The sequence below is a fragment of the Actinopolymorpha alba DSM 45243 genome (assembly GCF_000373925.1).
Classification (GTDB): Bacteria; Actinomycetota; Actinomycetes; order Propionibacteriales; family Actinopolymorphaceae; genus Actinopolymorpha; species Actinopolymorpha alba.
Map to the genome: position 1 here is coordinate 91,404 of NZ_KB892748.1, position 23,280 is coordinate 114,683.

General features: G+C 69.1%; 18 protein-coding genes and 1 pseudogene. 8 read left to right on the forward strand and 11 right to left on the reverse strand.

The genetic code is table 11. From position 1 onward, the window contains the following. Window positions 1–323: 323 nt before the first annotated feature. Complete coding sequence (locus B141_RS0113775) at window positions 324–632, reverse strand: hypothetical protein (RefSeq protein WP_157181000.1); 309 nt, start codon at window positions 630–632, stop codon at window positions 324–326. A 348-nt stretch (window positions 633–980) separates the two neighbouring features. Between B141_RS0113775 and ligD the strand changes: the two genes are divergently transcribed. Next, a complete protein-coding gene (ligD, locus tag B141_RS0113780; protein WP_020575761.1) occupies window positions 981–2,027 on the forward strand; it encodes a non-homologous end-joining DNA ligase in 1,047 nt (348 codons plus the stop codon). Between the two features lie 10 nt (window positions 2,028–2,037). Here ligD and B141_RS45590 read toward each other — a convergent pair whose 3' ends face one another. The 3 genes from B141_RS45590 to B141_RS0113795 all read right to left on the reverse strand — a co-directional run bounded on the left by B141_RS45590 (window position 2,038) and on the right by B141_RS0113795 (window position 4,544). After that, complete coding sequence (locus B141_RS45590) at window positions 2,038–2,595, reverse strand: hypothetical protein (protein ID WP_020575762.1); 558 nt, start codon at window positions 2,593–2,595, stop codon at window positions 2,038–2,040. A 67-nt stretch (window positions 2,596–2,662) separates the two neighbouring features. After that, a complete protein-coding gene (locus B141_RS0113790) occupies window positions 2,663–3,730 on the reverse strand; it encodes an ATP-dependent DNA ligase (protein WP_020575763.1) in 1,068 nt (355 codons plus the stop codon). 85 nt (window positions 3,731–3,815) lie between these two features. Beyond that, on the reverse strand, window positions 3,816–4,544 hold the full coding sequence (locus tag B141_RS0113795; protein WP_020575764.1) for a pyrimidine reductase family protein: 729 nt from the start codon (window positions 4,542–4,544) through the stop codon (window positions 3,816–3,818). Between the two features lie 144 nt (window positions 4,545–4,688). Between B141_RS0113795 and B141_RS0113800 the strand changes: the two genes are divergently transcribed. Together B141_RS0113800 and B141_RS0113805 are read left to right on the forward strand one after the other, a co-directional pair. Continuing rightward, the gene (locus tag B141_RS0113800; RefSeq protein WP_020575765.1) at window positions 4,689–5,528 is read left to right on the forward strand and encodes a polyphosphate kinase 2 family protein; all 840 of its coding nucleotides are present in this window, start codon (window positions 4,689–4,691) and stop codon (window positions 5,526–5,528) included. Between the two features lie 289 nt (window positions 5,529–5,817). Next, complete coding sequence (locus B141_RS0113805; protein ID WP_020575766.1) at window positions 5,818–6,621, forward strand: TrmH family RNA methyltransferase; 804 nt, start codon at window positions 5,818–5,820, stop codon at window positions 6,619–6,621. Here the strand turns inward: B141_RS0113805 and B141_RS40530 are convergent. The 5 genes from B141_RS40530 to B141_RS0113830 all read right to left on the reverse strand — a co-directional run bounded on the left by B141_RS40530 (window position 6,557) and on the right by B141_RS0113830 (window position 13,240). Next, a complete protein-coding gene (locus B141_RS40530; protein ID WP_051114069.1) occupies window positions 6,557–8,647 on the reverse strand; it encodes an NAD(+) synthase in 2,091 nt (696 codons plus the stop codon). The two genes, B141_RS0113805 and B141_RS40530, sit on opposite strands and share 65 nt — an antisense overlap. A gap of 26 nt (window positions 8,648–8,673) precedes the next feature. After that, window positions 8,674–10,383 carry a substrate-binding domain-containing protein gene (locus B141_RS0113815; protein WP_084678282.1) on the reverse strand — a complete coding sequence of 570 codons (1,710 nt, stop codon included), beginning with the start codon at window positions 10,381–10,383 and terminating at the stop codon, window positions 8,674–8,676. 268 nt (window positions 10,384–10,651) lie between these two features. Further along, a complete protein-coding gene (locus B141_RS0113820; protein WP_020575769.1) occupies window positions 10,652–11,641 on the reverse strand; it encodes an ABC transporter ATP-binding protein in 990 nt (329 codons plus the stop codon). 2 nt (window positions 11,642–11,643) lie between these two features. After that, the gene (locus B141_RS0113825; protein ID WP_020575770.1) at window positions 11,644–12,447 is read right to left on the reverse strand and encodes an ABC transporter permease; all 804 of its coding nucleotides are present in this window, start codon (window positions 12,445–12,447) and stop codon (window positions 11,644–11,646) included. After that, the gene (locus B141_RS0113830; RefSeq protein ID WP_020575771.1) at window positions 12,440–13,240 is read right to left on the reverse strand and encodes an ABC transporter permease; all 801 of its coding nucleotides are present in this window, start codon (window positions 13,238–13,240) and stop codon (window positions 12,440–12,442) included. The genes B141_RS0113825 and B141_RS0113830 overlap by 8 nt, the downstream gene beginning before the upstream one ends. Before the next feature lie 384 nt (window positions 13,241–13,624). Between B141_RS0113830 and B141_RS40535 the strand changes: the two genes are divergently transcribed. After that, window positions 13,625–13,951 (forward strand): DUF3817 domain-containing protein, encoded by a 327-nt coding sequence (locus B141_RS40535; protein WP_020575772.1) that lies wholly within the window; start codon window positions 13,625–13,627, stop codon window positions 13,949–13,951. Continuing rightward, on the forward strand, window positions 13,944–15,575 hold the full coding sequence (locus B141_RS50685) for a nucleotidyltransferase domain-containing protein (RefSeq protein ID WP_020575773.1): 1,632 nt from the start codon (window positions 13,944–13,946) through the stop codon (window positions 15,573–15,575). The genes B141_RS40535 and B141_RS50685 overlap by 8 nt, the downstream gene beginning before the upstream one ends. Window positions 15,576–15,949: 374 nt before the next feature. Here the strand turns inward: B141_RS50685 and B141_RS0113845 are convergent, their stop codons facing one another. Beyond that, entirely contained in the window at window positions 15,950–19,228 is a 3,279-nt protein-coding gene (locus B141_RS0113845; RefSeq protein ID WP_040421247.1) for an AfsR/SARP family transcriptional regulator, read from the reverse strand. A gap of 147 nt (window positions 19,229–19,375) precedes the next feature. On the opposite strand from B141_RS0113845, the gene B141_RS0113850 reads away from it, so the two are divergent. The 3 genes and pseudogenes from B141_RS0113850 to B141_RS47420 form a co-directional block, all read left to right on the forward strand. After that, a complete protein-coding gene (locus B141_RS0113850; RefSeq protein ID WP_020575775.1) occupies window positions 19,376–20,137 on the forward strand; it encodes an SDR family oxidoreductase in 762 nt (253 codons plus the stop codon). A 143-nt stretch (window positions 20,138–20,280) separates the two neighbouring features. Next, window positions 20,281–20,424 (forward strand): hypothetical protein, encoded by a 144-nt coding sequence (locus B141_RS49245; protein WP_020575776.1) that lies wholly within the window; start codon window positions 20,281–20,283, stop codon window positions 20,422–20,424. 266 nt (window positions 20,425–20,690) lie between these two features. After that, window positions 20,691–21,101: pseudogene (locus B141_RS47420) on the forward strand (nitroreductase/quinone reductase family protein); the annotation flags it as partial. Between the two features lie 52 nt (window positions 21,102–21,153). Here the strand turns inward: B141_RS47420 and B141_RS0113860 are convergent. Next, on the reverse strand, window positions 21,154–23,280 hold a 2,127-nt coding region (locus B141_RS0113860; RefSeq protein ID WP_237742693.1), incomplete at its 5' end, for an elongation factor G.

Here is a 23,280-nt window from a genome sequence, read left to right on the forward strand (position 1 = left end):
CCCAGGCCGCTGGTTGTCCCCACGCCGGGGGCGGCCCGGACGTGCCGGGAGGGTTGCCGCTGCCTGGCGGCCCAGCTGGGCCGCCAGGCGGCGGCACACCCCAGGCCCCCGTTGGTGGAGGTGACCAGCCCGGCGGCGGCTGGCCGCCCGGTGGTGCCCCTGACTGCCGGTGTTGCTGGCCGCCCTCGTGCGGGTTCGGCTGAGCTGGCGGTTGTTGCGGCGGTGGTCCCGATGGTGGCTGGCTCATGGTTCGCCAGTATGCCTGCTCACTTACCTCTCGGGCTGTTACCTGTTGGGTGTTCCCTTGCGAATACGAGTACTAGTCAGAGCTTGACGAGGACCAGCTTTTCTCTGCCTCCGCAGTCGACGGGATTGTCGCGGTCGTTGCTGCGACAGACTCCGATGATTGTGAGTGCTCTCAATGCAGGGGACTTCACGAAGCTGGAAATAGAGGACGGCGTCTCTCCTATCAGGGAAGTCAGGAAGACGCATTCGTCGATCTCAAGATCGATTGGAAATAGGGTGCCGAGCGCCTTGGCGAAGACCGCCGCCGGCTCGGACTCACCGGTGATGACGGTAAGCGTGCCGTTGCTGTACGCGCGTACCGGTTCATTGCGGTAGTTGGAACGCACCACGGTCAGGATCTTCAACGTCTCGTAACAGGCCACAGGAGCCGGCAGTCTGGGCTCCAGGTGAGCGCCCACCGGGGCGACGACTGAGCCCGTCTCGTGGCCGGACCGCGAGTGTCCGCGCCTTGTGCTCACGCGCCATACCGACAGCCTCAAGCTCGTCCCACGGCAGCCGTTGCCGCCAGACCGAAAGCCCCGTGCCGATCACGGCTTCCCGGATGCACGACGAAGTGGCGGGCGGCTGGGACCGGCGCGGTGGCGATCGTCGTGACTCCTCGTGCTCGCTCCACGGGCGTCGGGCTCGGCGTGGGTGCGTGGGTGGGTGGGGGCGGTACGCGCTAGCGTGCGGTCATGGCGACGCCGTATGAAGAGATCGAGGTGGCCGGGCGCACCGTCCGCATCTCCAACCCCGACAAGGTGTACTTCCCGGAGCGCGGGTTCACCAAGCGTGACGTGGTTCGGTACTTCCTCTCGGTAGGCGATGGCATCCTCAGGGCGTTGTACGAACGCCCGACCACGCTCGAACGCTGGCCAGGTGGGGTGTTCGAAGGCGCGAAGCTGTCGACTCGCGGGGACAACCGCGGTGACGCGTTCTATCAGAAGCGCATCCCCAAGGGCGCCCCGGAGTGGGTGGAGACGGCGCGGATCACGTTCCCGAGCGGCCGGCACGCCGACGAGGTCTGCCCGACCGAGCTCGCGGCCGTCGCCTGGGCGGCCAACCTCGGGACCCTCACCTTCCACCCGTGGCCGGTACGCCGCAAGGACGCCGACCATCCCGACCAGATCCGGATCGACCTTGACCCCCAACCCGGCACCGACTTCGCCCACGCCGCACGGGTGGCTCCGGAGCTACGCGCGCTGTTGCAGGAACTCGGCATGGAGGGCTGGCCCAAGACCTCCGGCGGGCGCGGCCTGCACGTCTACGTCCCCATCGAGCCGCACTGGACCTTCGTCGAGGTACGCCGCGCGCTGATCGCCCTCGGCCGCGAGCTGGAACGCCGCCTTCCCGACCTGGTGACCGTCTCCTGGTGGAAGGAGGAACGCGGCGCCAAGGTCTTCATCGACTACAACCAGATGGCTCGCGACCGCACGATCGCCTCGGCGTACTCCATCCGGCCCAAGCCGTTGGCGCCGGTGTCCGCACCGCTCACCTGGGACGAGATAGCTGACGTCGCGCCGGAGGACTTCGACGTCGTGACGATGCCCGAACGCTTCGCGCGCGTCGGCGACCCGCACGCCAACCTGGGCGACCACGCGTACTCCATCGAGACGCTGCTGGAATGGTCGGAACGCGACGAGCGCGACCATGGGCTGGGCGACTTGCCGTACCCTCCCGACTACCCAAAGATGCCGGGGGAACCGATGCGAGTGCAACCAAGCCGAGCCCGCAAGACCTGAGGGGCGACGATCAGCCTGCTCCGTGGTCGCCGTCCAGCCTCCCGCGCTGGTCTCCGATCTCGGCGGCGTCGTCGGGGATCACGTCCCTGTGCTCGATGAGGTGCAGGCACGGAACTCCCAGCCGGCGGCGCGCCTTCGACGTCCAGTCGACGTGGAAGAACTCCGCGACCAGGTGGGGGCGGGTGAGGATGACCACCTCCGCGGCCTGCCGGTTGCGTACGGCGGTGATCAGGGCCTCGACCGGGTGGGCTGAGGTGGCTTCGCCGTCGGCTTCGCAGCCGTTCAGGGTGAGCGCGTTGATGCTCTGGTCCAGGGCCGCCTGGCTGCGCTCGATGATCTCCTGCTGGATCTTCGCCAGGTCGACGTCGGGAAAGCTGAGCGCCGAAGTGGCGAGCACCTCACTCGCGGCGATCGACCCGAGCGCCGACTCGACCCGCGCCGACGCGTCCTCGACCGGAAGCAGGACGTGGATGTGGGTGGGTTCGGTCGCTACGGAGTAGAGCTCGGCGATCTGGTGGGCGTCGATCTGAGAAAGCGGCTTCTCGATGAGGAGCACGACCTCATACATGGGGCACCTCCCCGCTCACACCGTCATCGTCCCGCGCGGGGACGGGGTTGGAAAGCCTGGCCGCGTCCTAGCGCCCCAGAATCTCCGCGAGATCGAAGCGTACGGGCTCCTCGAGCTGGGCATAGGTGCAGGATTCCGGCTTTCGGTCCGCACGCCAACGGACGAACTGCGCGGTATGCCGGAAGCGCACGCCTTCCATGTGGTCATAGCGCACCTCGACGACGCGTTCCGGCCGGAGGGGTACGAACGACAGGTCCTTGCCCGCGCTCCACCGGCTCTGCTCGGAGTTGCGCGGCGTACGAGTGCCGGCTTCCTGCCGGGCCCAGGCCCAGGGATGGTCGTCGAACGTCGTGACAAGGGGCTGCAACTCGGTGAGGAGCTCCCGCCGCCGGGCGAGTGGGAACGCCCCGATCACACCGACGCTGGCCAGGTCGCCGGCGTCGTTGTAGAGGCCGAGCAGCAGCGAACCAATCGCGTCGGGGCCGCTCTTGTGGAGCCGGTAGCCCGCCACCACGCAGTCGGCGGTGCGCTCGTGTTTGACCTTGAACATGACCCGCTTGTCGGGTTCGTACACCCCGTCGAGCGGCTTGGCGATCACGCCGTCGAGGCCCGCTCCCTCGAACTGATGGAACCAACGCTCAGCAAGATCCCGGTCGGTGGTCGCGGGGGTGAGGTGGATGGGCGGTCCGGCGTTCGCCATGACCTCCTCCAGCGCGGCGCGCCGCTCGACGAACGGCCGGGAGGTGAAGTCGGTGTCGTCGAGGGCGAGCAGGTCGAACGCGACGAACCGGGCTGGGGTCTGCTCGCTCAGCAACCTGACCCGGCTCGCCGCCGGATGGATCCGCTGCTGCAGGGCGTCGAAGTCAAGGCGTGCGCCCTCGGCGTCCTCGATCACGATCTCCCCGTCGAGTACGCAGCGCTCAGGCAGGTTCGCCTTGACGGCCACCACCAGCTCAGGGAAGTAGCGGGTCATCGGCCGCTCGTTACGGCTGCCGATCTCGACCTCGTCGCCGTCGCGGAAGATGATCGACCGGAAACCGTCCCACTTGGGCTCGAAGCTGTGGGCGCCCTGAGGGATGTGCTTGACCGGCTTCGCCAGCATCGGTGCGACTGGTGGCATGACGGGGAGACGCATGCTTCTATCCTCTCCGATCCGTTCGGCCGGGTGGTTCCGGGCCCACGCGAGCTTCGCCCGCCTGGGCCCACCCCCTCAGCGGTGGTCAGCCCATGAGCCAGCGGTAGAAGAGGAAGCCCTCCTCTTCCAGGAGGCTGGCAAGCCGCAGCTGCATCGGCTCCGGCAGCGCCGAGCCGTCCGTGACGCGCAGGCCGTGGCCGGCGACCAGCTGCGGTGAGAGCGTGAGGCAGAGTTCGTCGACCAGGTGGGCGCCCACCAGGGCCGCGAAGACGGACGGGCCACCTTCGGTGAGGATCCGGCGATGGCCCCGCGCCGTCAGGGCGTCGATGGCGCGCGGCATCTCGACTCGCTCAGAGCCCACGACCTCGACGTCCACGTGGTCGGCCAGCAGGTGCCGGCGTTCGGCATGGGCGGTGGCGGACGTGAGTACGAGCGTGCGGGGATCGTCCAGCAACTTCTCTGAAATGTTGAGAGAGTGCGTGATGACCGCGATCGGCGGGGTGGGAGGAAGCCCCAGCTGGGCGCGCAGCGGAGCGAACGCCGGCCGGATGTCCGCGGGAGCGTACTGCTCGATCCGCGCTGTGGTGGCGCCGACGAGGATCACGTCGCACAGCGCCCGAAGGAGGGCGAGCACCCGGCGGTCGGCGGCGCCGGAGATGGAGCCCGAACGCCGGTCGAGTCCCTGTGCCGCGCCGTCGACAGTGGAGATGAAGTTCGCCCGGATCCATCGGCGCCCTTCGGGATAGCGATAGAGCCCGGCGAGTTCGGCGTCGTCGAGTTCGGTCACGGTGACGTGGGGGATCAGGCTACGCACATGCCGATCCCATCAGATGCGCGTCGCCGGAGCCACAGTGACGCACACGCGGATCGGCAAGGGCGGACCGTGCGGCGCCAATGCGGGACATTCTGAGAGAGGATCAAGCGACAGAGCGCACCACGCCACGGAACGGAGAGAGCAATGGCGAAACGGGTCGGCGACCGCCTGCGACTACCACAAGGTCCAGTGGACGTCGGCGCTCTGGCGACGGACACGACACCTGGTTTCAAAGGTGGTAAACGCCTGGGCAGGGAATCCCTCCAGTCGCTGGCACCGACCCTCTCCGACCTGCAGGAGCGGCTCTTCGCCGAGGGCGTCACCGGAGGCAAGCGGAGCTTGCTCCTCGTCCTGCAGGGCATGGACACCTCGGGCAAGGGCGGCACGCTTCGGCACTCGGTCGGCCTGGTCGACCCGCAGGGCGTAGACATCAGGTCGTTCAAGGCGCCGACGGAGGAGGAGAAACGGCACGACTTCCTGTGGCGGATCCGCCAGGCCCTGCCATCACCGGGCTACCTCGGAATCTTCGACCGCTCGCACTACGAGGATGTGCTGATCGTGCGGGTGCACGGGCTCGTGCCACGGTCCACCTGGGCCCGCCGGTACGCCGCGATCAACCGTTTCGAGGAACAGCTCACTGCCGCGGGCACGACGATCGTCAAGTGCTTCTTGCACATCTCGAAGAAGGAACAGAAGAGGCGGCTCCTGGCGCGGTTGGACGATCCGACCAAGCACTGGAAGTACAGTCCCGCGGACGTCGACGAGCGGGCCCGGTGGGATGCGTACCACGAGGCCTACCAAGCGGTGCTGGAGAAAACCAACACCGCACACGCGCCGTGGTACGTCGTACCCAGCGATCACAAGTGGTATCGCAACTGGGCGATTACGAACCTCCTCATCGAACACCTACGGGACCTCGACCCGCAGTGGCCCGCGGCCGGCTTCGATGTGGTGGCCGAGAGGGAGCGTCTGGCGGCCACCTGAACGGACCAGAGCGGACCTGAACGAAGGGCGCTGCGGTGAGTGACGGATGGATACGCGGGTGACGTGATATTCGGGTGACGTCAACCAGGCAGGCGTCCTACGCTCCCGACCATGGAGATGCGGCGAGGGTAGCCCGGCCAGTAAAGGCCGGTGGTTTCTGACGGCGGCACGTCGTGACGACGGTGCCGCCGACGCTCGGTCCCGCGTGACGGGCACCGACGCTCGTACGCCCCCCTATCTTCTGCCGCCGTCCAATCGTGGCGGCTGCCCTCGCTTTCGGAGCCTTCCCATGACGCCGCAACGCGTCGGTCCCGCGCATCCCCGAGTTCGCGACGTGCTCGCCGTGGCGAGGAACGCTACGGCGCGCCGGCTCTTCGTCGCCGAAGGTGCCTGGGCGCACGAGCTGCTGCTCGCAACCGGCACCGCCATCGAAACGTTCCTGTGGTGTCCCGAAGCGACCAGGACCCAGCGGGCGCGGGACTGCGCGCGCCGCATGGTGGACGCGGGCGTCGCGGCGTACCACATCTCCGAGAAGGTCCTGGCTCGGATCAGCACCCGCGAGAAGCCTGACGGTCTGGTGTCGCTAGCGCGGCTGCCGAGCTGGGACCTTCGCGGGGCGGAGTTCGACGAGTCGACGCTGGTGCTGGTGGCTGACGGGATCGAGTACGCCGGCAACCTGGGCACCCTGATCCGCACCGCGGACGCCTGCCGTGCTGACTGCCTGCTGGTCACCAACCGGCGGGTCCGGCTCAGCCATCCGCGGGTCTTCGGGGCGAGTCGCGGGACGATCCTCACCACGCCGGTCGTGGAGTTCGACGCAGCCGATGAGGCAGCGGTCTGGCTGGACAGCCATGGGTTCGAGGTCTTCCTCGCCGATCCCGCCTCGGAGCGGACCTACCGTAGCTACGCGTTCAACGGCGCGCCCACGGCGGTCGTGGTGGGCGCGGAAGGCCAGGGACCTTCTGGCATCTGGCGCGCGCGGAACGCCACGCCCGTGTCGATCCCGATGCTTGGGGTCGCCGACTCCCTCAACGTCGCGGCGTCGGCGGCGATCCTGGCGTACGAGGTGCGGGCCCGCAAGGCCGGCTGGTGAGGTCCCAGCGGGCGAGGTCTCGCAGCCAGGCGCGCGCCGTGCTGTCGGACGGCGCGCGCCAGTCGCCGCGCGGCGAGAGGGAGCCGCCGGCCGACACCTTCGGCCCGTTCGGCATGGCTGACCGCTTGAACTGCGCGAACCCGAAGAAGCGACGGCAGAAGACCTCCAGCCAGTGCCAGATCTCCGGCAGGTCGTAGGCCGCCCGCGTGGCCCCGGGGAAGTTGGGCGGCCAGGCGCCTGCGTCGCGGTCGTGCCAGGCGTGCCAGGCCAGGAAAGCGATCTTCGAGGGCCGGAAGCCGTGGCGCAGCACGTGGAAGAGGGTGAAGTCGTGCAGCGCGTACGGGCCGATCTTGGACTCGGTCGACTGCAGGTCCTCCCCAGGTATGAGCTCCGGGCTGATCTCCGTGTCGAGGATCGCGACCAGCGTCCTGCCGGTCTCGTCGTCGAACTGGCCGCTGCTGATCACCCAGCGGATCAGGTGCTGGATGAGCGTCTTCGGCACGCCGGAGTTGACGTTGTAATGGCTCATCTGGTCGCCGACGCCGTACGTGCACCAGCCGAGCGCCAGCTCGGACAGGTCACCGGTGCCGAGCACGATGCCCCCGCGCTGGTTGGCCAGCCGGAAGAGGTAGTCGGTGCGCAGCCCGGCCTGCACGTTCTCGAAGGTGACGTCATACACCGGCTCGCCGGAGGAGAACGGGTGGCCGAGTTCCTGAAGCATGAGCCGTGCGGTCGGTGTGATGTCGAGTTCGGCAGCGGTGACGCCGAGCGAGCGCATCAGCTTGTGGGCGTTGTCCTTGGTGTGGTCGCTGGTGGCGAAGCCGGGCAGGGTGAAGGCCAGGATGTCGCTGCGCGGTCGACCGGCACGGTCCATCGCCTGGGCGCCGACGATCAGGGCGTGCGTGGAGTCGAGGCCGCCGGACACTCCGATGACCACCCTCGGGTCGCCGATCGCCGCCAGCCGCTGCTGCAGACCCGCGACCTGGATGTTGTACGCCTCGTAGCAGTCCTGGGCGAGGCGGTCGGGGTCGGCCGGCACGAACGGGAACCGCTCGACCCGGCGGAGCAGCCCGAGGTCGGCCGCGGGCGGGTCGAGCCGGAACGCCACCTGCCGGAAGCCGTTGGTACGCGCGGCATGGGCGCGGCGGTTGTCGTCGAACGTGCCCATCCGCTGGCGTTCCTGCCGCAGCAGGTCGAGGTCCACGTCGGCCACCGCGTACTGGTCGTCGAGCGGGAACCGGTCGGTCTCGGCCAGCAGTACGCCGTTCTCGTAGATCATGGTCTGGCCGTCCCAGGACAGGTCGGTCGTCGACTCGCCCAGCCCGGCCGCCGCGTAGACGTAGGCGGCGAGGCAGCGCGCGGACGCCGACCGGCACAGCAGCCGCCGGTCCTCGGCCCGCCCGACGGTGATCGGGCTGCCCGAGAGGTTGACGAGGACGGTCGCTCCGGCCAGCGCCGCCTCAGCGCTCGGCGGCACCGGCATCCACATGTCCTCGCAGATCTCCGCGTGCAGCACCAGGCCGGGGACGTCCTCCGCCGCGAAGAGCAGGTCGACGCCGAACGGCACGGTCGCGCCGCCGACGCGGATCGTCCCGCCGCGCTCGTCGTCGCCGGCGGCGATCTGGCGCCGCTCGTAGAGCTCCCGGTAGTTCGGCACATAGGACTTGGGCGTGACGCCGAGGATCCGGCCGCGGTGCACGATCACGGCGCAGTTGTAGACCCGGTGGCGATGGCGCAGCGGGGCGCCGACGACGAGCACCGTCATCAGCTCCGCTGACCCGGCCACCACGGTCTCGAGCGCCTCTTCGACCTCGTCGAGCAGCGTGTCCTGCAAGAGGAGGTCCTCAATCGAATAGCCGGTCAGGCAGAGTTCCGGGAAGACCGCGACGGCGACCCCCACCTGCGCACATCGGCGTCCTTGCCGCAGCACGGCCTCCGCGTTGGCGGGCGGGTCGGCGATGGCAGCGTGGCCGGTGCAGGCGGCGATCCGCGCGAAGCCGTGTCGATAGATCGACCAGAAGTTCACCGGGACTCCACGTGAGACGAAGCGCGCTAGCTGCAGGCGGTCCCGCACTGACGACGCAGCAGCGCGTCGATCATGATGCCTTCCATCTCCTTCGCGTCCTTGGCGCGGTAGGCCCGTCCTCCCACCGTGGCGGCGATCCGCTCCAGCGCAGCCGTGTCAGCCTGGGGTCCGATACCCACGAGGATCACCGCGATCGGCCGGGCCGCGTCAGCCTCGTTCTTGAGGGTGTTGATGAGTTGGTTCATCGTGATGCCCGGCGTGGCTTCGTTCTTGCAGGCCGCCGTGCGACTCGAGCTGGCCGAGCAGGCATCGGTGAGAAGGACGAGGGAGTTGACCCGGGAGGGGTCGTAGCCGTTCTGGGCGGTGCGGTAGGCGGCGAGGAACGTGTCGTAGAGACCGGTGCCCCCACCGGTCCGCTTGGGGAGGGCGTCGAGGGACTTGTCGAGGTTGGACCGCTGGCTCTTGGTCAGTGGTGCGGTCGGACGGAGCTGGAGATAGGGCCGGCGGCCGTCGCGGTTCTGGGAGAACTCCCAAAGACCGACCTCGGACTTGTCAGGGAGGTAGGAGAAGGCGGTCTTGGCGGCGTCGCGAGCCAGCTCGGCGCGCGAGCGCTCGCCTGCCGGCAGGATCATGGACCCGGAGACGTCCACCACCGCGAGCAGGCGCGACTGGAGACTCATCGCGGCCCAGCTCCGGAGCACGTCGTCAGCGTCCTGGAGGGTGAGGGGCGGGAGCACCTTCACCTCGCCGACGTTGGCCGCATCATTGGGAGGAGCCTGGTCGCGGTAGTCGCGGAATCCCTCCTTGTCGAAGCCCGCCCGCCCGGCCTTGGTGTCGACGTACCGCATGAGCGCGGTGCCGGCCTCGATGATCTGTGCGCCCTTGGGCTTGTCGTGCAGGACGGCGATGAGGGGGTACTCCATCATCACCGTGCCCTTCTTGGGCACCACCGGGACGAGGTCAGACTGCGGATGCTCGCGGACGAAGCTGAGGACCTGCTGCTCGGTCGCGGGCACGCCCCTGCGGAGGCCGCCGTCGCGGCGGGCCTGGTCAAGCTCGACATCAAGGTCGTCCACGCGCTCCTTGACCAGCTGAAGGATGGTCGTGCCGACCTTGGACCGTGCGACTTCGGGCTCGTCGGAGAGTGAACGCCGGATCGCCAGCAGGGCGCTCAGCGCGACCCCCGACTTCTCCGCGTCGGCGACCGCCATCTGACCGGCCGTGGCGAGGCTCGGCCACGACTCGGAGTCGTCCCTCAAGGACTCGGCTTTGGCCTGTGTCGTGGCAAGAACGAGGGGGGAGGAGGCGACCGAGGGGCTCAGCGAGAGGAATCGGTCCTGCGGAAAGCCGGAGCGGGAGACCCATTCCCAGGTGTCGGGAATCCACAGGTCGGGGGTTTCGGACGTCGTGTCACCAGAGAGCCGGGTGAACACGTCACGCGGGCTCGCGGCCACGACGTTGAACGTCACGCAGGCGCCGTCAACCGGAACCTTCTGCTCGTGCATGCGTTCGGCGATGGCCTTCAGCGGCCCGGCGACCTCCGGTGCGGCCGCGACCTGCACGCGTAGTGAGCCCTCGCAGGATGCGGCCTGGCCGATCGCGGCAGCCCTGAACTTCTGGATGCCCACGAACGCGCCGACTGGTGCGATGACGGCCAGGGCGACCACGAAGACGACGAGTCCACGGCCTCGACGGCGTCGAGAACGAGTGTCTTCGGCAGCATGGCGTCCAGGCATTCCGCTCCCTCCCCACCCCCGGGGTCCTGGGGACACTGTGCAGAGATTACTTTCCGTTGCTCCCGATCCGCCAGTATCGACGGGGTTGTCACGAAACGTAAGTGCTTGCCCGCAGTATGGAGCGGGACGAAGGACAGCCACGAGCTTTTGCGTAATCGAGCCAGATTGCCGCGGCTGAGTGTACGCCGAGTGATCACTGACGCGACCAGGTGGTGACGAACCGCTGCCACCTGGTCGAGCCTGGCCGCGCCTCGTCGAGCCCGTTCGCTCAGGACGCGACCCCTTCGGCGTACATCCGGGCGATCACCGCCTCGATGGCGGGCTCCTGGATGGACAGATCCGCGAGCGGGTAACGGTCCGCGATCGCCGCCACCAGAGGAGCCGCGCTGGCCGCTGCCGGGAACGCCAACCACTGCCGCGGACCATCGACCCGGACGACCCGGCCGCCGTCCACCTCGATCGCCGGCAGCGGCTCGGCGAGGTCGACGACGAGGGTCCGTTCGCTGTCGCCGAGGCTGTGCAACCCGTCGAGGTCACCGTCGTACATCAGCCTGCCGTGGTCGATCACCATCACCCGCGAGCACAGCTGCTCGATGTCGGTGAGGTCGTGCGTGGTGAGCAGGACCGTGGTCCCTTGGCCGGCGTTCACCTCGCGGAGGAACTCCCGGACCCTCGCCTTGCTCACGATGTCGAGGCCGATGGTGGGCTCGTCGAGATACAGCACCTCCGGATCGTGAAGCAGCGCGGCCGTGATGTCGCCGCGCATGCGTTGCCCCAGCGAAAGCTGCCGGACGGGTACGTCGAGGAGTGGCCCGAGGTCGAGCAGGTCGACGAAGCGGTCGAGGTTCTCCCGATACCGCGCCGGCGGGATTTTGTAGATCCTGCGCAGCAGCCCGAAGCTGTCGCGGAGGGGGAGGTCCCACCACAGGGTGGTCCGCTGGCCGAAGACCACGCCGATCCGGCGGGCGAGTTGTATTCGCTCCCGGGAGGGTTCGATCCCGGCGACCCGGAGCAGGCCGGCGCTCGGGACGAGGATGCCGGTGAGCATCTTGATCGTTGTGGACTTTCCGGCTCCGTTGGGCCCGATGTAGCCCACCATCTCGCCTCGGCTGACCGTGAAGGACAGGTCGGAGACGGCATGGACCTCGGCGCGGGTACGCCGGAGCCGGCCGACCCGGCGGCGTACCACGAAGGTCTTCGCGATTCCCGACAGTTCGATGAGCGGACTGGTTTTCGGGTGTGGCTGCGTGGTCGTCATGGTCAGCTCCCGGTGCTGCGATAGCTACGGATTCCGGCGCGCCAGGCGAGACCGGCCACGAGGGTGATGGCCGCGGCGGCGATCGGAGAGGCGAACTGAAAGGCCTTGGGGAGGCCGAGCGGGTCGGCGCGGTCGAGGATGTGCAGCGCCGGCATCCAGTTGACGAACGCCAGCGGGATCGCGAATGTCGCCGCCTTGATGAGGTCCTTGGCGAAGATCGTCGGCGGGTACTGCGTCAGGAAGTTGCCGCCGTAGGTGAAGGCGTTCGCGACCTGCGCCGCGTCGCTCGCGGCGAACTGAAAGGCCGCGCCAAGGACGAAGACCGAGCAGAAGATCACCGTGCCGCAGATCAGCATGATCGGCACGAGGAGGACGCGGTCCCAGGTCCAGTGGATGTCGAGGACGGTGAGCGACCAGACGAGGACGGCGGTCGACTGCAGGATCCGGCCGAGCCGCCGGAGGGCGAAGCGATCGGCGGCCGCCTGGACGAACGCCGACACGGGGCGTACCAGCATGACGTCGACCGAGCCGTCCCGGATCCGTTGGCCGATGCGTTCGATGCTGCCGAGCAGGAGGTCCGCCATACCGATCGCCACTCCAGAGGTGGCGTAGATGAATCCGACCTCAGGAAGGGTGAACCCACCGAGTTCGTCGGTGTGGACGAACATGATGAAGATCGTGACGAAGTCCAGACCTGTACCGAAGAACTGCCCGAACGTCAGCATCAGGAACGACGCGCGGTAGGCCATCGTCGAGCGGACCCACATCGTGATGATCCAGCCGTACGCGCGCAGTGCGTCAACCACCCTGGACCACCACCTTCCGCGTGGCGAGCGAACTCAGGGCCCGCCCCGCCAGCAGGAGTACGACGGCCCAGATCGCCTGGAAACCAAGGGTCTGGAGCAGTTGGACTCCTTCGTGCTTGCCCAGGAAGACGTCAACGGGAACTTGCAGGCAGGCCGCCCACGGCAGCAGCAGGGACACGTCGCCGAGCCAGCCGGGGAACACCGTGAGCGGGAGCACCATGCCGGAGAAGAACATCCCGCAGAAGCCGGCGACCTGTTGGACGCCGGTGGAGTCCATCAACCAGAACGCAGTCAGGCAGACGAGATAGCGGATCCCGAAACTCACCACGACGCCGAGAAACACCGCGCAGAGAAAGGCCAGCCAGGTCCCTGGTCGCGGCGGGAGCGTGAGGTCGAAGGCGAGCGCACCGAAGAACGTCGGAAGGATGCCCCGCCCAAGGAACTGGAAGGCCGCCCGTCCGAGATCGCTGGCCAGCCACCACGACTGCAGGTCAACCGGACGGTAGAGGTCGATGGCCACGTCGCCGGAGCGGATCCGTTCGCTGAACTCGTCCTGGAATCCGCCGCCGAACAACGCGGCCGGCGCGAGCAGGGACTGGCCGAGCCAGACGTACGTCACGGCGTCGGCGACGTCGTACCCGCCAAGCTGTGGTCGCGCGTGCCACAGCGCGATGTAGGTGAACGCCATGATGAAACCGAAGACCGAGTTGGTGAAAACCCCCGCGGCGGTGGCGGCGCGGTAGGTCGCGTAGCGGCGGAAGGTACGCGACGCGATCGCCGCATACACCATCATCGAAGGTCTGCTCCTTTCCTTGTGTTCTGGCCTCTTTGCCTGTCCTGGCCGTTCAGGGACAGCGGTCGGCCATGGGAGGTGCGAAAGGCTTTCGGGCACGCCGAATTCCCCCGAGTCAGAAGTGACTGGGGGTCAGGGCAGGTGAGGGGTCGCTATACGCCCGCCTGTGAGCAGCGGGGGATTAGACGAGAGTGGGTTTGACGGCCGGCCAGCTTATCGCCCGAGTGCCCGGAAGTGAATGTCCTGTATTGGAATCGTGACGTCGAAGGTGGTGCCGTGCGCCGGGGCATCGCCGGGCCGCCGGGCCGGGTCGGTGGCGTGGGACCGCGCCAGCCGTGATATCCAGACGTGGTTCCACCCGCGCGAGTAGTGAGGCCTGGCCCGATGTCGCGACTCCTGACCGCCTACCGTGTCCTGGCGTACACCACCGGCGTTGTGCTCATCGCGCTGGTGTTCGTCGCCATGCCGCTGAAGTACGTCGGCGACAATCCTGGCCCCACCGCGGTGATCGGCCAGCTGCACGGCTTCCTCTACCTCGTCTACGTGGTCGTCGTGCTCCTGCTGGCGTACTCCCGCCGGTGGTCGATCTGGCGGACGCTCGCGGTGATGCTGGCCGGAACCATCCCGTTCGCGGCGTTCTTCGCCGAACGCCGGGTGGCCGCCGGGGAGCAGGCCATCGAACCATCGGAGCCGGTGGGCACGGGTGGCTGAGCCGGCGGAGGCGCTCGCCGTCGCCCGCGCGCACGCAGAGCGACTCACCGCCATCGGGGGAGTCGTCGGCGTCATGGTGGGTGGCAGCCATGCTCGGGGCGCCGCCGACGCCAGCTCCGACCTGGACCTCGGCGTCTATTACCGCGAACCCCTGGATCTCGACGCCCTCCGCGCCCTCGCGAGTGAGGTCGTCGGTCGCCCGACCGACGTCGCCGCGCCCGGCGGTTGGGGTCCGTGGGTCAACGGCGGCGCCTGGCTGGACACCGAGATCGGCCCGGTCGACTGGATCCTGCGTGACGTCGACCGGGTGCGTGGGGAGTGGGATCGCGCCCGCCGTGGGGAGTTCTCGCTCCACCATCAGGCCGGCCACCCCTTCGGTTTCGTGAGTACGACCTATGTCGGCGAGGTCGCGACGGGCATCGTGGTCGCCGACCCGGGTGGGGAGCTCACGGCCCTCAAGTCCGCCGCCGCGGCCTACCCCGAACCCCTACGCGACGCATTCGTGGGCTGGCTGTGGGAGGCGGAGTTCAGCCTCGCCATTGCCCGGAAGGCGGCCAGTCGAGGCGATGCGGCGTACGTCGCGATGGGTGTCACGCACGCGGTCGGGATCATGGCGCACGCCCTGCACGCGAGCTGCGGCCGGTGGGTCCTCAACGAGAAGGGCCTCATCACCGCCGCGGCCGGCCTTCCCGCGGCACCGGCGGAATTCGGGACCCGGGCCCACGCGGCCTGCGCGGGCGGCGACGATCCAACCGCCTTGGCGGCGCGGCTTCACGACGCTGAGAAGATCCTTGAGGACGTGCGGACCTCCGTCTCGACGGATCACTCACTGCCGCAGGACCGGCTGGATCAGGCGTTCCGGACGGTCATGGAACGCGACACTCGGGTGCGCGCCGCGCTGACGTACGGCTCGCGGGTGGCGGGACTCGGGGACGCCTACTCCGACGTGGAGTACTGGGTGTTCGTCGACGACGAGGCCCTCGAACGCTGGGAGCCCGCGGCCTGGATCGGGCAGGTGGGCGAGCCCGACCTGCTCGTCCAGAACGAGTTCGGTGCCTGGGTCGCGGTCAACGACGGGCGGGTCCGGGTCGAGGTGCACTTCTGGCCGGCGTCCGACCTGGACGTGGTGCGGAGCTGGCCGGCGCGAGGTGCTCCCGTCGCGGCGATGGTGATCGTCGACCGAGACGGGCGACTGGCCCCGGCGTTGCGCGACCTGCCGGAACTCGCGCCGGTTCCCCGTACGCCGGAGGAGGTGGCCGAGCTGTGCGGCCGGTTCGCGAACTGGTGGATTCTCGGCCGGAACGTCCTCGCCCGGGGTGAGCTGGAACGCGCCCATGACGCCCTGTCCCACGTACGCCGGCACCTGCTGTGGTTGGCCCGGCTCGACGAGGGAGCGACGACGCGGTGGCTCACCCCGTCACGACTGGCCGAGCAGGACCTGTCCGAAGAGGTCCTCGAGGCGCTGCGGCGGGTGGGCGGGAGCGGGGCCGGCTCAGCTGCACTCGCCGAGGCGTACGTCGCCGCCTGGGAGCTCGGCTCGCGCCTGTGGCAGGCGCTTGCCCGAACCTGGGGGTTTGGCGTACCCCGACTCCTCGACACCGATCCGGCGCCACACTTCCGGTGACCTCAGTCGCGTCCGCGCGCCCGGTAGGTCAACGAGAGCGCCGTTCGGCAGAGTAACGCTCCACGGGGGCCTCTTCTGAACACGACGGTGCGCCGCCCTGTTCCTGGTGACGCCGGGCATGAGGCGGCCAGCTCCTCCAGCAACAACCCATCGCCACCGTCTCCGGCTCACACGCCTGCCCTTACGGCAGAAGGCCGTTACACAATCAAACAGCCACGAGCGGTCCGCCTTCCCCGGGCCGTGGCCGACGTCGTCCAGGTTGATCAGCTCGCAGCCGGGCCACGCACGCGACAACCGCCGTGTGGTCTCCAGTGCCGTGCTCACGGCCAGCCGTCCGTGCACCAGGATTCCGGTCACGTGTCCCGGCGTCCCCGTCACGCGTCGAGCAACTCCGCGTCGGTGTCCGGGCGCAGTGCGGTGCCCTGTTCGAACCCGGCTTCAAGGCCTGCTTCTCCCAGTGCCGCCTGCAGCGCCGCGGTGATCCGGTCCACGTCTCCGCGCTCGGCCGCCGGCAGCGGGGCGCCCACCGACGCGCGGGCCGCGGACGCCGCACCGAGCAGACGCGCAGCCCGCACGGGGTGACCGGCGAGGGCCCGCGCCCCGGCGAGCCCCTCCAAGGCCAGGGCGATCGCCCGCGGATCCCCGGTGTCCCGGGCCGCGGCCAGCCCTTCCAGGTGCAGCGCCAGCGCCGTCTTCTCATCCCTGCGCAGCTCCGCGACGAAGCCGAGCTCGGCCAGGATCAGCGCCGCCCCGTACTTCGCGTCGAACTGCCGATTCCACTCCAGCCAGCGGCGCAGATACGACTCCGCTCGGTCGAGCCGACCCTGCCGGCGCGCCCCCAGGGCGAGCCCGACCTCGGCGAACTCCTCGGCCGGCTTGTCTCCCTGCTCGACGGCAAGCCGTCGGCCCCGCTCGTGGAGCTCCTCGGCCCTGGCGTAGTCGCCGGTCAACAGGGTGATCCTGCCAAGCTCGGACCAGCGCATCGAGGCGTCGGTCCACAGCCCCAGATCCTCGGCTATCCGCAGCCCTTCCCGGTGCAGGCGAGCGGCCTGCAGATAGTCGCCCTCGATCTCCGCGAGCCGCCCGAGCACGGCCGTCGCCTGCAGCTGCCCCCACCGGTCACCGGCCTCGTGAAAGAGCTCGAGACTCTCCTCGCCGTCGCGCCGGGAAGCCTTCAGATCGCCGCACACGTACGTCTGCATGCCCCGGGTGCTGAGCCCCGCGGCGAGTCCCCAGCGGTCGCCGAGCGCACAGGACTCGGTCAGTACCCGGTTCAGCAGCTCCTCGCCTACCGCGAAGTCGCCGAACCGGGTGACCGCGAAGCCGAGCAGCCAGCCCGCCCGGGTCCGCTCGTGCGGGTCGCGGATGCCCTCGTACACGTCGAGGACGGCCCTACTGTGGCGCGCTGGTCCGTCCGGGGCGCCGGACAGCAGGCTCATCCCTGTTTGCCAGGCCACAGTCCCCGACCGGTCCGGTACCCGGCCGGCCGCCGAGTCCGCCGAGCCCTCACCGCATCCGGGAGGACTCTGCGGCAGGGCGAGGGCCAGGGTGAGGTAGCGCTTGGCCTCGGTGAGACGGCCGCGCAGGAACCAGTACCAGACCATCGCGTGGACAAGCCGGCGCATCAGGCGACCGTCGCCGTCGGCGGCGGCGCTGTCGAGCGTGCTGCGGATGTTGGCGGTCTCGGCGTCCAGGCGCCGCAGCCAGTGCTGCTGATCGGCGCCGCGCAGAAAGGAGTCGGCTTGCTCAGCGAACTCCACGTAGTAGTGCGCGTGGGCGCGCCGTACCCGCTCGTACTCGGTTTCCCGCAGCCGCTCCAGGAGGTACGCCGAGACCGACTCGAGCAGCCGGTACCGGGTGCCGTCGGCCTCGTGGGCGACCAGCACGAGGGAACGGTCGACCAGACGGGTCAGCAAGTCCAGGACCTCGGCGGGCTTCACACCGGCACCGGCGCAGACGGCCTCGGCGGCCTCCAGGGTGCAGCCATCGGAGTGGACGGCGAGCCGGCGCAGCACGGCTTGCTCGGCTGCGGTGAGCAGTTCCCAGCTCCAGTCGATCACCGCGCGCAGGGTCTGCTGCCGCGCCGGGGCGCCCCGATGGCCGCCGGTGAGCAGCCGAAACCGGTCGTCCAGACGCCTGGCCAGCTCACGCACGCCAAGGACCCGTACCCGGGTCGATGCCAGCTCCAGAGCCAGCGGAATCCCGTCGAGCCGGCGGCAGATAGAGGCGACCGCCCGGGCGTTGTCGTCGGAGAGGACGAAGCCGGGTGAGGCGGCGACAGCACGTTCGAGGAAGAACTGCACCGCGCTCGACGTGCGCAGCACCGCCTGGTCGGCCGAGTCCGCAGGCAGATCAAGCGGGGGCACCAGCCACACCTGCTCGCCCGAGATGCTCAGCGGTTCCTGGCTGGTGGCGAGAATCCGTACTCCCGGGGCGGCCCGCAGCAGGGCCTGGGCCAGGTCCGCGGCGGCCTCGATGACGTGCTCGCAGTTGTCCAGGACCAAGAGCAGGCGCTGGCTGCTGAGCGCGTCGGACAGGCGGTCGAGCAGTGTGCGCGGCCGCCTGCCCGGCAGGGGGCCAGGACTGGCGTCGTCCCGGACTCCCAGCGTCGCAGCCACCACCTCGGCCAGTTCATCGCCCGTGGTGGCGGCACCGGACTCTGTGGAGAAGGCCTGCGCGGCCAGCTCTACCAGCCAGACACCGTCCGCGTAGGAACCGGTCAGGCCGGCGGCCACCTCCACCGCCAGGCGCGTCTTGCCGACCCCACCCGGTCCCGTCAACGTCACCAGGCGGCCCGCCGCGATCAGGGCGCGGACCTCCTTCAAAGAGTCCGACCGCCCGATCAGGCCGGTGGCCGGGGTGGGCAGGTTGGTGTGGCGGCGCGGGGTGGACGCGGGTGCCGTGACGGCCAGCAGGGCCGGGGCCTGCTGCAGGATCTCCCGTTGCAGGGCGGCCAGTTCAGGACCCGGCTCAAGGCCCAGTTCCTCCTCCAGGCGACGGCGTAGATCCTGATAGCTGTCCAGGGCCTCGCTCGCCCGGCCCGCGCCGTACAGGGCCCGCATATGGGCCGCGCGCAGCCGCTCCCGAAGCGGGTGACGGTCCGTCAAGTCGCCGAGCTCTCCGGCAAGAAGACCGTGCTCGCCCAACTCGAGGCGGGCCTCGGCCTGTTCCTCGAGGGCAAGCAGGCGCTGCTCTTCCAAGCGCGTGATGGCCGCGCCCGCGAAATCCTCGTCGATGAAGTCGGCGAAGGCGGGGCCGCGCCACAACGCCAGCGCCTCGGTGAGCAGGTCGGCACGCTCGCGGGGGTCGGCGGTGGCACGGGCCCGCGTGGTGAGCGCGGTGAACCGGCCTGCGTCCACGGCCTCCTCCGCCACTTCGAGGACGTAGCCGAGGGCCCGGTGCACCACCAGGCCCTGTCCCCCGGACTGGGCAAGTACCCGCCTCAGTCGCGACACCAGGGTCTGTAGGGCATTCGTGGGGTTCGCCGGCGGTGCGTCGCCCCACAGTTCGTCCACGAGCCGGTCGGCGGAGACCACCTGGCCCCGGGCCGTCAGCAAGGCCGCGAGCAGTGAGCGCACCTTCGACTCCGGCACCACCACGAGTTCACCGTCCGCCGACCAGACGGCAAGCGGACCCAACACCCCGAAACGCATGGGCTCACCGTACGGCCACGTGGTCATTGCCTGGCGTGTCAGCGCACCGCAAGCAGACCGACAGAAGACCGCGAGTCCAAGCCAGCACTCTCTGTGGTGCGCCGGTCGGAGCCGGCGCACCACAGCTGTCTGACCAGGGAGTCACTGATGAGCAAGTTCGAAGGCAAGAAGGCCATTGTCACGGGCGGTACCCACGGAATGGGCCTGGCCATCGTCAAGGCGCTCCTGGACGGCGGGGCCGAGGTCGTCCTCACGGGCCGCAACGAGACGAAGATCGAGCAGGCGCGCGGCGAGCTTAAGCCGGGCTCCGCGCACGTCGTACGCTCCGACGCGGCGAGCATGGCCGACATCCGCGCCCTCGCCGCCACCGTGCAGGACAAGCTCGGCCGCATCGACTACCTCTTCGTCAACCACGGCATCGCCGAGGTGCAGACGCTCGAGGAGGTCACCGAGGACTCATGGGACCGGCACTTCGCCGTTAACGCCAAGGGCGCCTTCTTCACCGTGCAGAGCCTGTCACCGCTGATCAACGACGGCGGGGCGATTGTCTTCACCACCGTCGCCAACGACCTGATCTTCCCCGGCCTGAGCGCCTACTCCGGCTCCAAGGAAGCGGTGCGTGCGGTCTCCCACGTCCTCGCAGCCGAGTTCCTGCCTCGCAAGATCCGCGTCAACTCCGTCGCCCCCGGCTACATCAAGACCCCGACCATGGGCGTCGCCGGGCTGACCGAGGAAGAACGCCGCGAGTTCGAGCGACAGGGCAGCGAGACCACTCCGCTGAAGCGCAACGGCACTGTCGAGGAGGTTGCCGCAGCCGCGCTCTTCCTGGCCGCCGACGCGACCTTCACCACCAACGCCGAATTCCCGGTCGACGGTGGGTTCGCCCAGGGCCTCAGCAGCGCGCACTGAGGCAGGCCCCGCGTCCAGCCGCCGTCCGGCCCATGTGCGGGCCGGCGGCCCGTGGACAGAAGAACGGAAGGGTCAGACCCATGACTTCGAGTAGTGCAGTGGGCCGTACACGAGCCGGCCGGCGGGAGTGAACCGGGTTTGCGATGCTGGCCCTGCCCAGCACCCTGCTGTCGCTGGACGTGACCCTCCTGCATACCCCCGCCAACGCGGCCGCGGCGCAGCTTGCCGAGACCGAGGCGATCTCCCTCGAGATCGACGGTGCAAGCCGAGAAGAACAGCCGGTCTGAGTGGGATCGGCAGGAATCCCATTTCTCGTCCCCGGCCCCGGCGCCTTTCGAACGGCGCCCCACCGGGACCAGTTCGTTCTCCTCGCAGAGGGCGTACGCAGACTTTCATCCCCTGCAGGCACCGGGTTCTCGACCGGTTAGCCAGCGCTCCACCAGCTGAAACAGCTCACGGAGCTTGTCATCAGTGAAGATTTCGAGCCTGCGCACGAAAAGGCACTCAAATGACTTCTCGGCCCTCCACCGCTCAGCGGCACGCGACTCCGCTGATGTGGGACGACGCCGCCGACAGCCCTGACCCCTCGGTCGCCGAGCACGTCCGCCGCTACCTGGCCACGGACGGCCGTGACGGCTATCTGGAAGGAGGGGTGACCAACCTCGTCCTCACCGTCAAGGGCAGGAAGTCGGGCCGGTGGCTGCGCACGGGGCTGTTCTTCGGTGAGGACGACGGCCGCTACGTGCTGGTGGCGTCCGGCTCGGCCATTACCCACACGCACCCCGCGTGGTACCTCAACGTGGTGGCCAACCCGGAGGTCGGCGTGCAGATCCTCGGCGAGCGGTTCACCGCCTGCGCGCGTACCGCCGAGGGGCCGGAGCGGGAGCGACTCTGGCGCATGATGACCGAGCTCGCGCCGGTCTACCGGACCTACGAGGCCAAGAGCCGCAGGCAGATCCCCGTGGTCGTCCTGGAGCGCCGCAAGGCCACCCGCCGCGGCGACCGCGCCATCCCGCTCACCAGGTCTGGACCCGCCGCACCACGCGCAGGAGGTACTCCTTGCGATCAAGCGGATTGTGGTCGGTCCGCGACCGGGTCGGGACCTCGCCCCGGACCGGCTGGTAATGGTCGAAGGTCGACTCGAGCACTCCTTCGCCGCGGGTCAGCTCCGGTAGCTGGCGCTGCAGGTCGTGGACGCGGGCGACCGGAATCTCACCCTCCATCAGGCAGGTTGATCCGTGCGTCGCCTGCGTCCGCGGAATGGCGCGTACCCGCGAAAGGACGGGCAGGAGGCCCCCGAGCGTGTCCGCCGGGATCTCGAGGCTGAACCGGTGGATCGGCTCATGCACCAGACTGCCCGCCTGTTGCAGTGCGCTCATCAGGACCAGGGGCGTGAGGTTACGGAAGTCGCCGCCGGTGCTGGACATGCTCTTGTCGAAGCTGCCATGCGCGTGACTCTGCCGGGGCGCATAGCCCGAATGCGTCATGCTGACCGCGCAGTCGATGACCTGCCATCCGTAAAGGCCCTGCCGCAAGGTTTCCTTGACGGTCTCCTCGACGGCCTTGAAGAACGCCAGCGGCATCGCCCCGAGTTCGACCTCCAGCCGGAACTCCACGCCGGTGCCGATCGGAGCCGGCTCGATCCGTAACCCGACGGTGGCGAGGAAGGGATTGGGCTCCTGATCGAGTGTCGGTGCCACTCGCTGGTGGGGGCTCGTCTGGCCGGCTCCCATCTTTTCCATCGCGGCACCGGTGCCGATCGGGCGTTCCACACAGATCGTCGTCGTCTCGCGGAAGCTGACCTCGATGCCGAACTCGTTCGCCAGCGTGGCCTGGATGACCTCCTTCTGCACCTCGCCGTACAGCGAGACGTACGTCTCCTGGCGGACGTCGTCGTGGCGCAGATTGATGAGGGGGTCCTGCTCGGCGAGCTGGGTGAGCGCGGTGTGGAGCACCTGCTTGTCAGCGGCCCGCGACGGGGTGAGAACCGCTTCCAGCGTGGGTGGGGCGAAGAACCTGCGCGCAGGTGGGCGGGAGTTCTGGTCGACGGGACCGTCCGGTGTCGTCTGTGTGGGATCCGGCCCCCACGGGCTTCGCCCGTAGGGCCCACCCCCCACCACTCGCCGGGCGACCGTGTCGCCGATCTGGATCCCTCCAAGGCCCCAGAGCTTGCCGATCTGGCCGGCGGATACCGAGGGGCGTCGTACGACCGAACCCCGCTCGAAGACGCCGATCCCGGTGACCTTGCCCTCGCTGCCCTCGCTGCCCTCGCTGCCGAATGACAGCAGGTCGCGCGTGTTGATGGCTCCGGTGAACAACCGCACGTACGCGATCTTCTCCCCGGCGGGACCCCGCTCGACCTTGAAGACGGTGCCGGAAACGGGTCCATCGGCATCGCCTCCCGACGCCGGAAGGAGTTCGGTGATTCCCGCCGTGAGGGCATCGACACCCGCGCCCGTGATCGCCGAACCGAAGTACACCGGATGCACCCGCGCCCGTCTGCTCTGCCGTGCGAGCTCGCCGCGAAGTGTGGGGTACGACGCCGCCCGCTCGTCGGCGACGTACGCGGTCAGGAACGCGTCGTCGTGATCGGCGGCCAGGTCCACCAACCGGGACACGAACTCCGCATCCGCCGCGGTGGACGGCGTGAAGGCAGCGTTGCGGGCGCCGAGGCCCTCGGCGGTCCCCATCGGGACGATCGCCGGGGTCAGTCTCTCTGCGATCTCCCGCAGGACCCGCTCATCATCCGCGCCGCCGCGGTCGATCTTGTTCACGAAGATCAGTGTGGGGATGTTGAGCCGCTGGAGCGTGCGCATCAGGACGCGGGTCTGCGCCTGTACGCCTTCTACGGCGGAAATGACGAGGACGGCGCCGTCGAGCACGCTCAACACCCGCTCCACCTCGGCGATGAAGTCGGGGTGGCCGGGCGTGTCGATCAGGTTGACCGTGACGTCGTTGATGACGAACGACACCACGGCGGACTTGATCGTGATGCCGCGCTGGCGTTCCAGAGCGAGCGAATCGGTCTGGGTGCTGCCGTCGTCGACGCTGCCGATCTCGTCGATGACACCGGCCCCGAAGAGCAGCCGCTCGGTCAGGCTGGTCTTACCGGCGTCGACATGTGCCAAAATTCCAAGGTTCAA

Coding starts and splice junctions, on each gene's coding strand:
- ligD (WP_020575761.1), top strand. CDS start 981: ATGGCGACGCCGTATGAAGAGATCGAGGTGGCCGGGCGCACCGTCCGC.
- B141_RS45590 (WP_020575762.1), bottom strand. CDS start 2,595: ATGTATGAGGTCGTGCTCCTCATCGAGAAGCCGCTTTCTCAGATCGAC.
- B141_RS0113790 (WP_020575763.1), bottom strand. CDS start 3,730: ATGCGTCTCCCCGTCATGCCACCAGTCGCACCGATGCTGGCGAAGCCG.
- B141_RS0113800 (WP_020575765.1), top strand. CDS start 4,689: ATGGCGAAACGGGTCGGCGACCGCCTGCGACTACCACAAGGTCCAGTG.
- B141_RS0113805 (WP_020575766.1), top strand. CDS start 5,818: ATGACGCCGCAACGCGTCGGTCCCGCGCATCCCCGAGTTCGCGACGTG.
- B141_RS0113815 (WP_084678282.1), bottom strand. CDS start 10,383: ATGCCTGGACGCCATGCTGCCGAAGACACTCGTTCTCGACGCCGTCGA.
- B141_RS0113820 (WP_020575769.1), bottom strand. CDS start 11,641: ATGACGACCACGCAGCCACACCCGAAAACCAGTCCGCTCATCGAACTG.
- B141_RS0113830 (WP_020575771.1), bottom strand. CDS start 13,240: ATGATGGTGTATGCGGCGATCGCGTCGCGTACCTTCCGCCGCTACGCG.
- B141_RS40535 (WP_020575772.1), top strand. CDS start 13,625: ATGTCGCGACTCCTGACCGCCTACCGTGTCCTGGCGTACACCACCGGC.
- B141_RS0113845 (WP_040421247.1), bottom strand. CDS start 19,228: ATGCGTTTCGGGGTGTTGGGTCCGCTTGCCGTCTGGTCGGCGGACGGT.
- B141_RS0113850 (WP_020575775.1), top strand. CDS start 19,376: ATGAGCAAGTTCGAAGGCAAGAAGGCCATTGTCACGGGCGGTACCCAC.
- B141_RS49245 (WP_020575776.1), top strand. CDS start 20,281: ATGCTGGCCCTGCCCAGCACCCTGCTGTCGCTGGACGTGACCCTCCTG.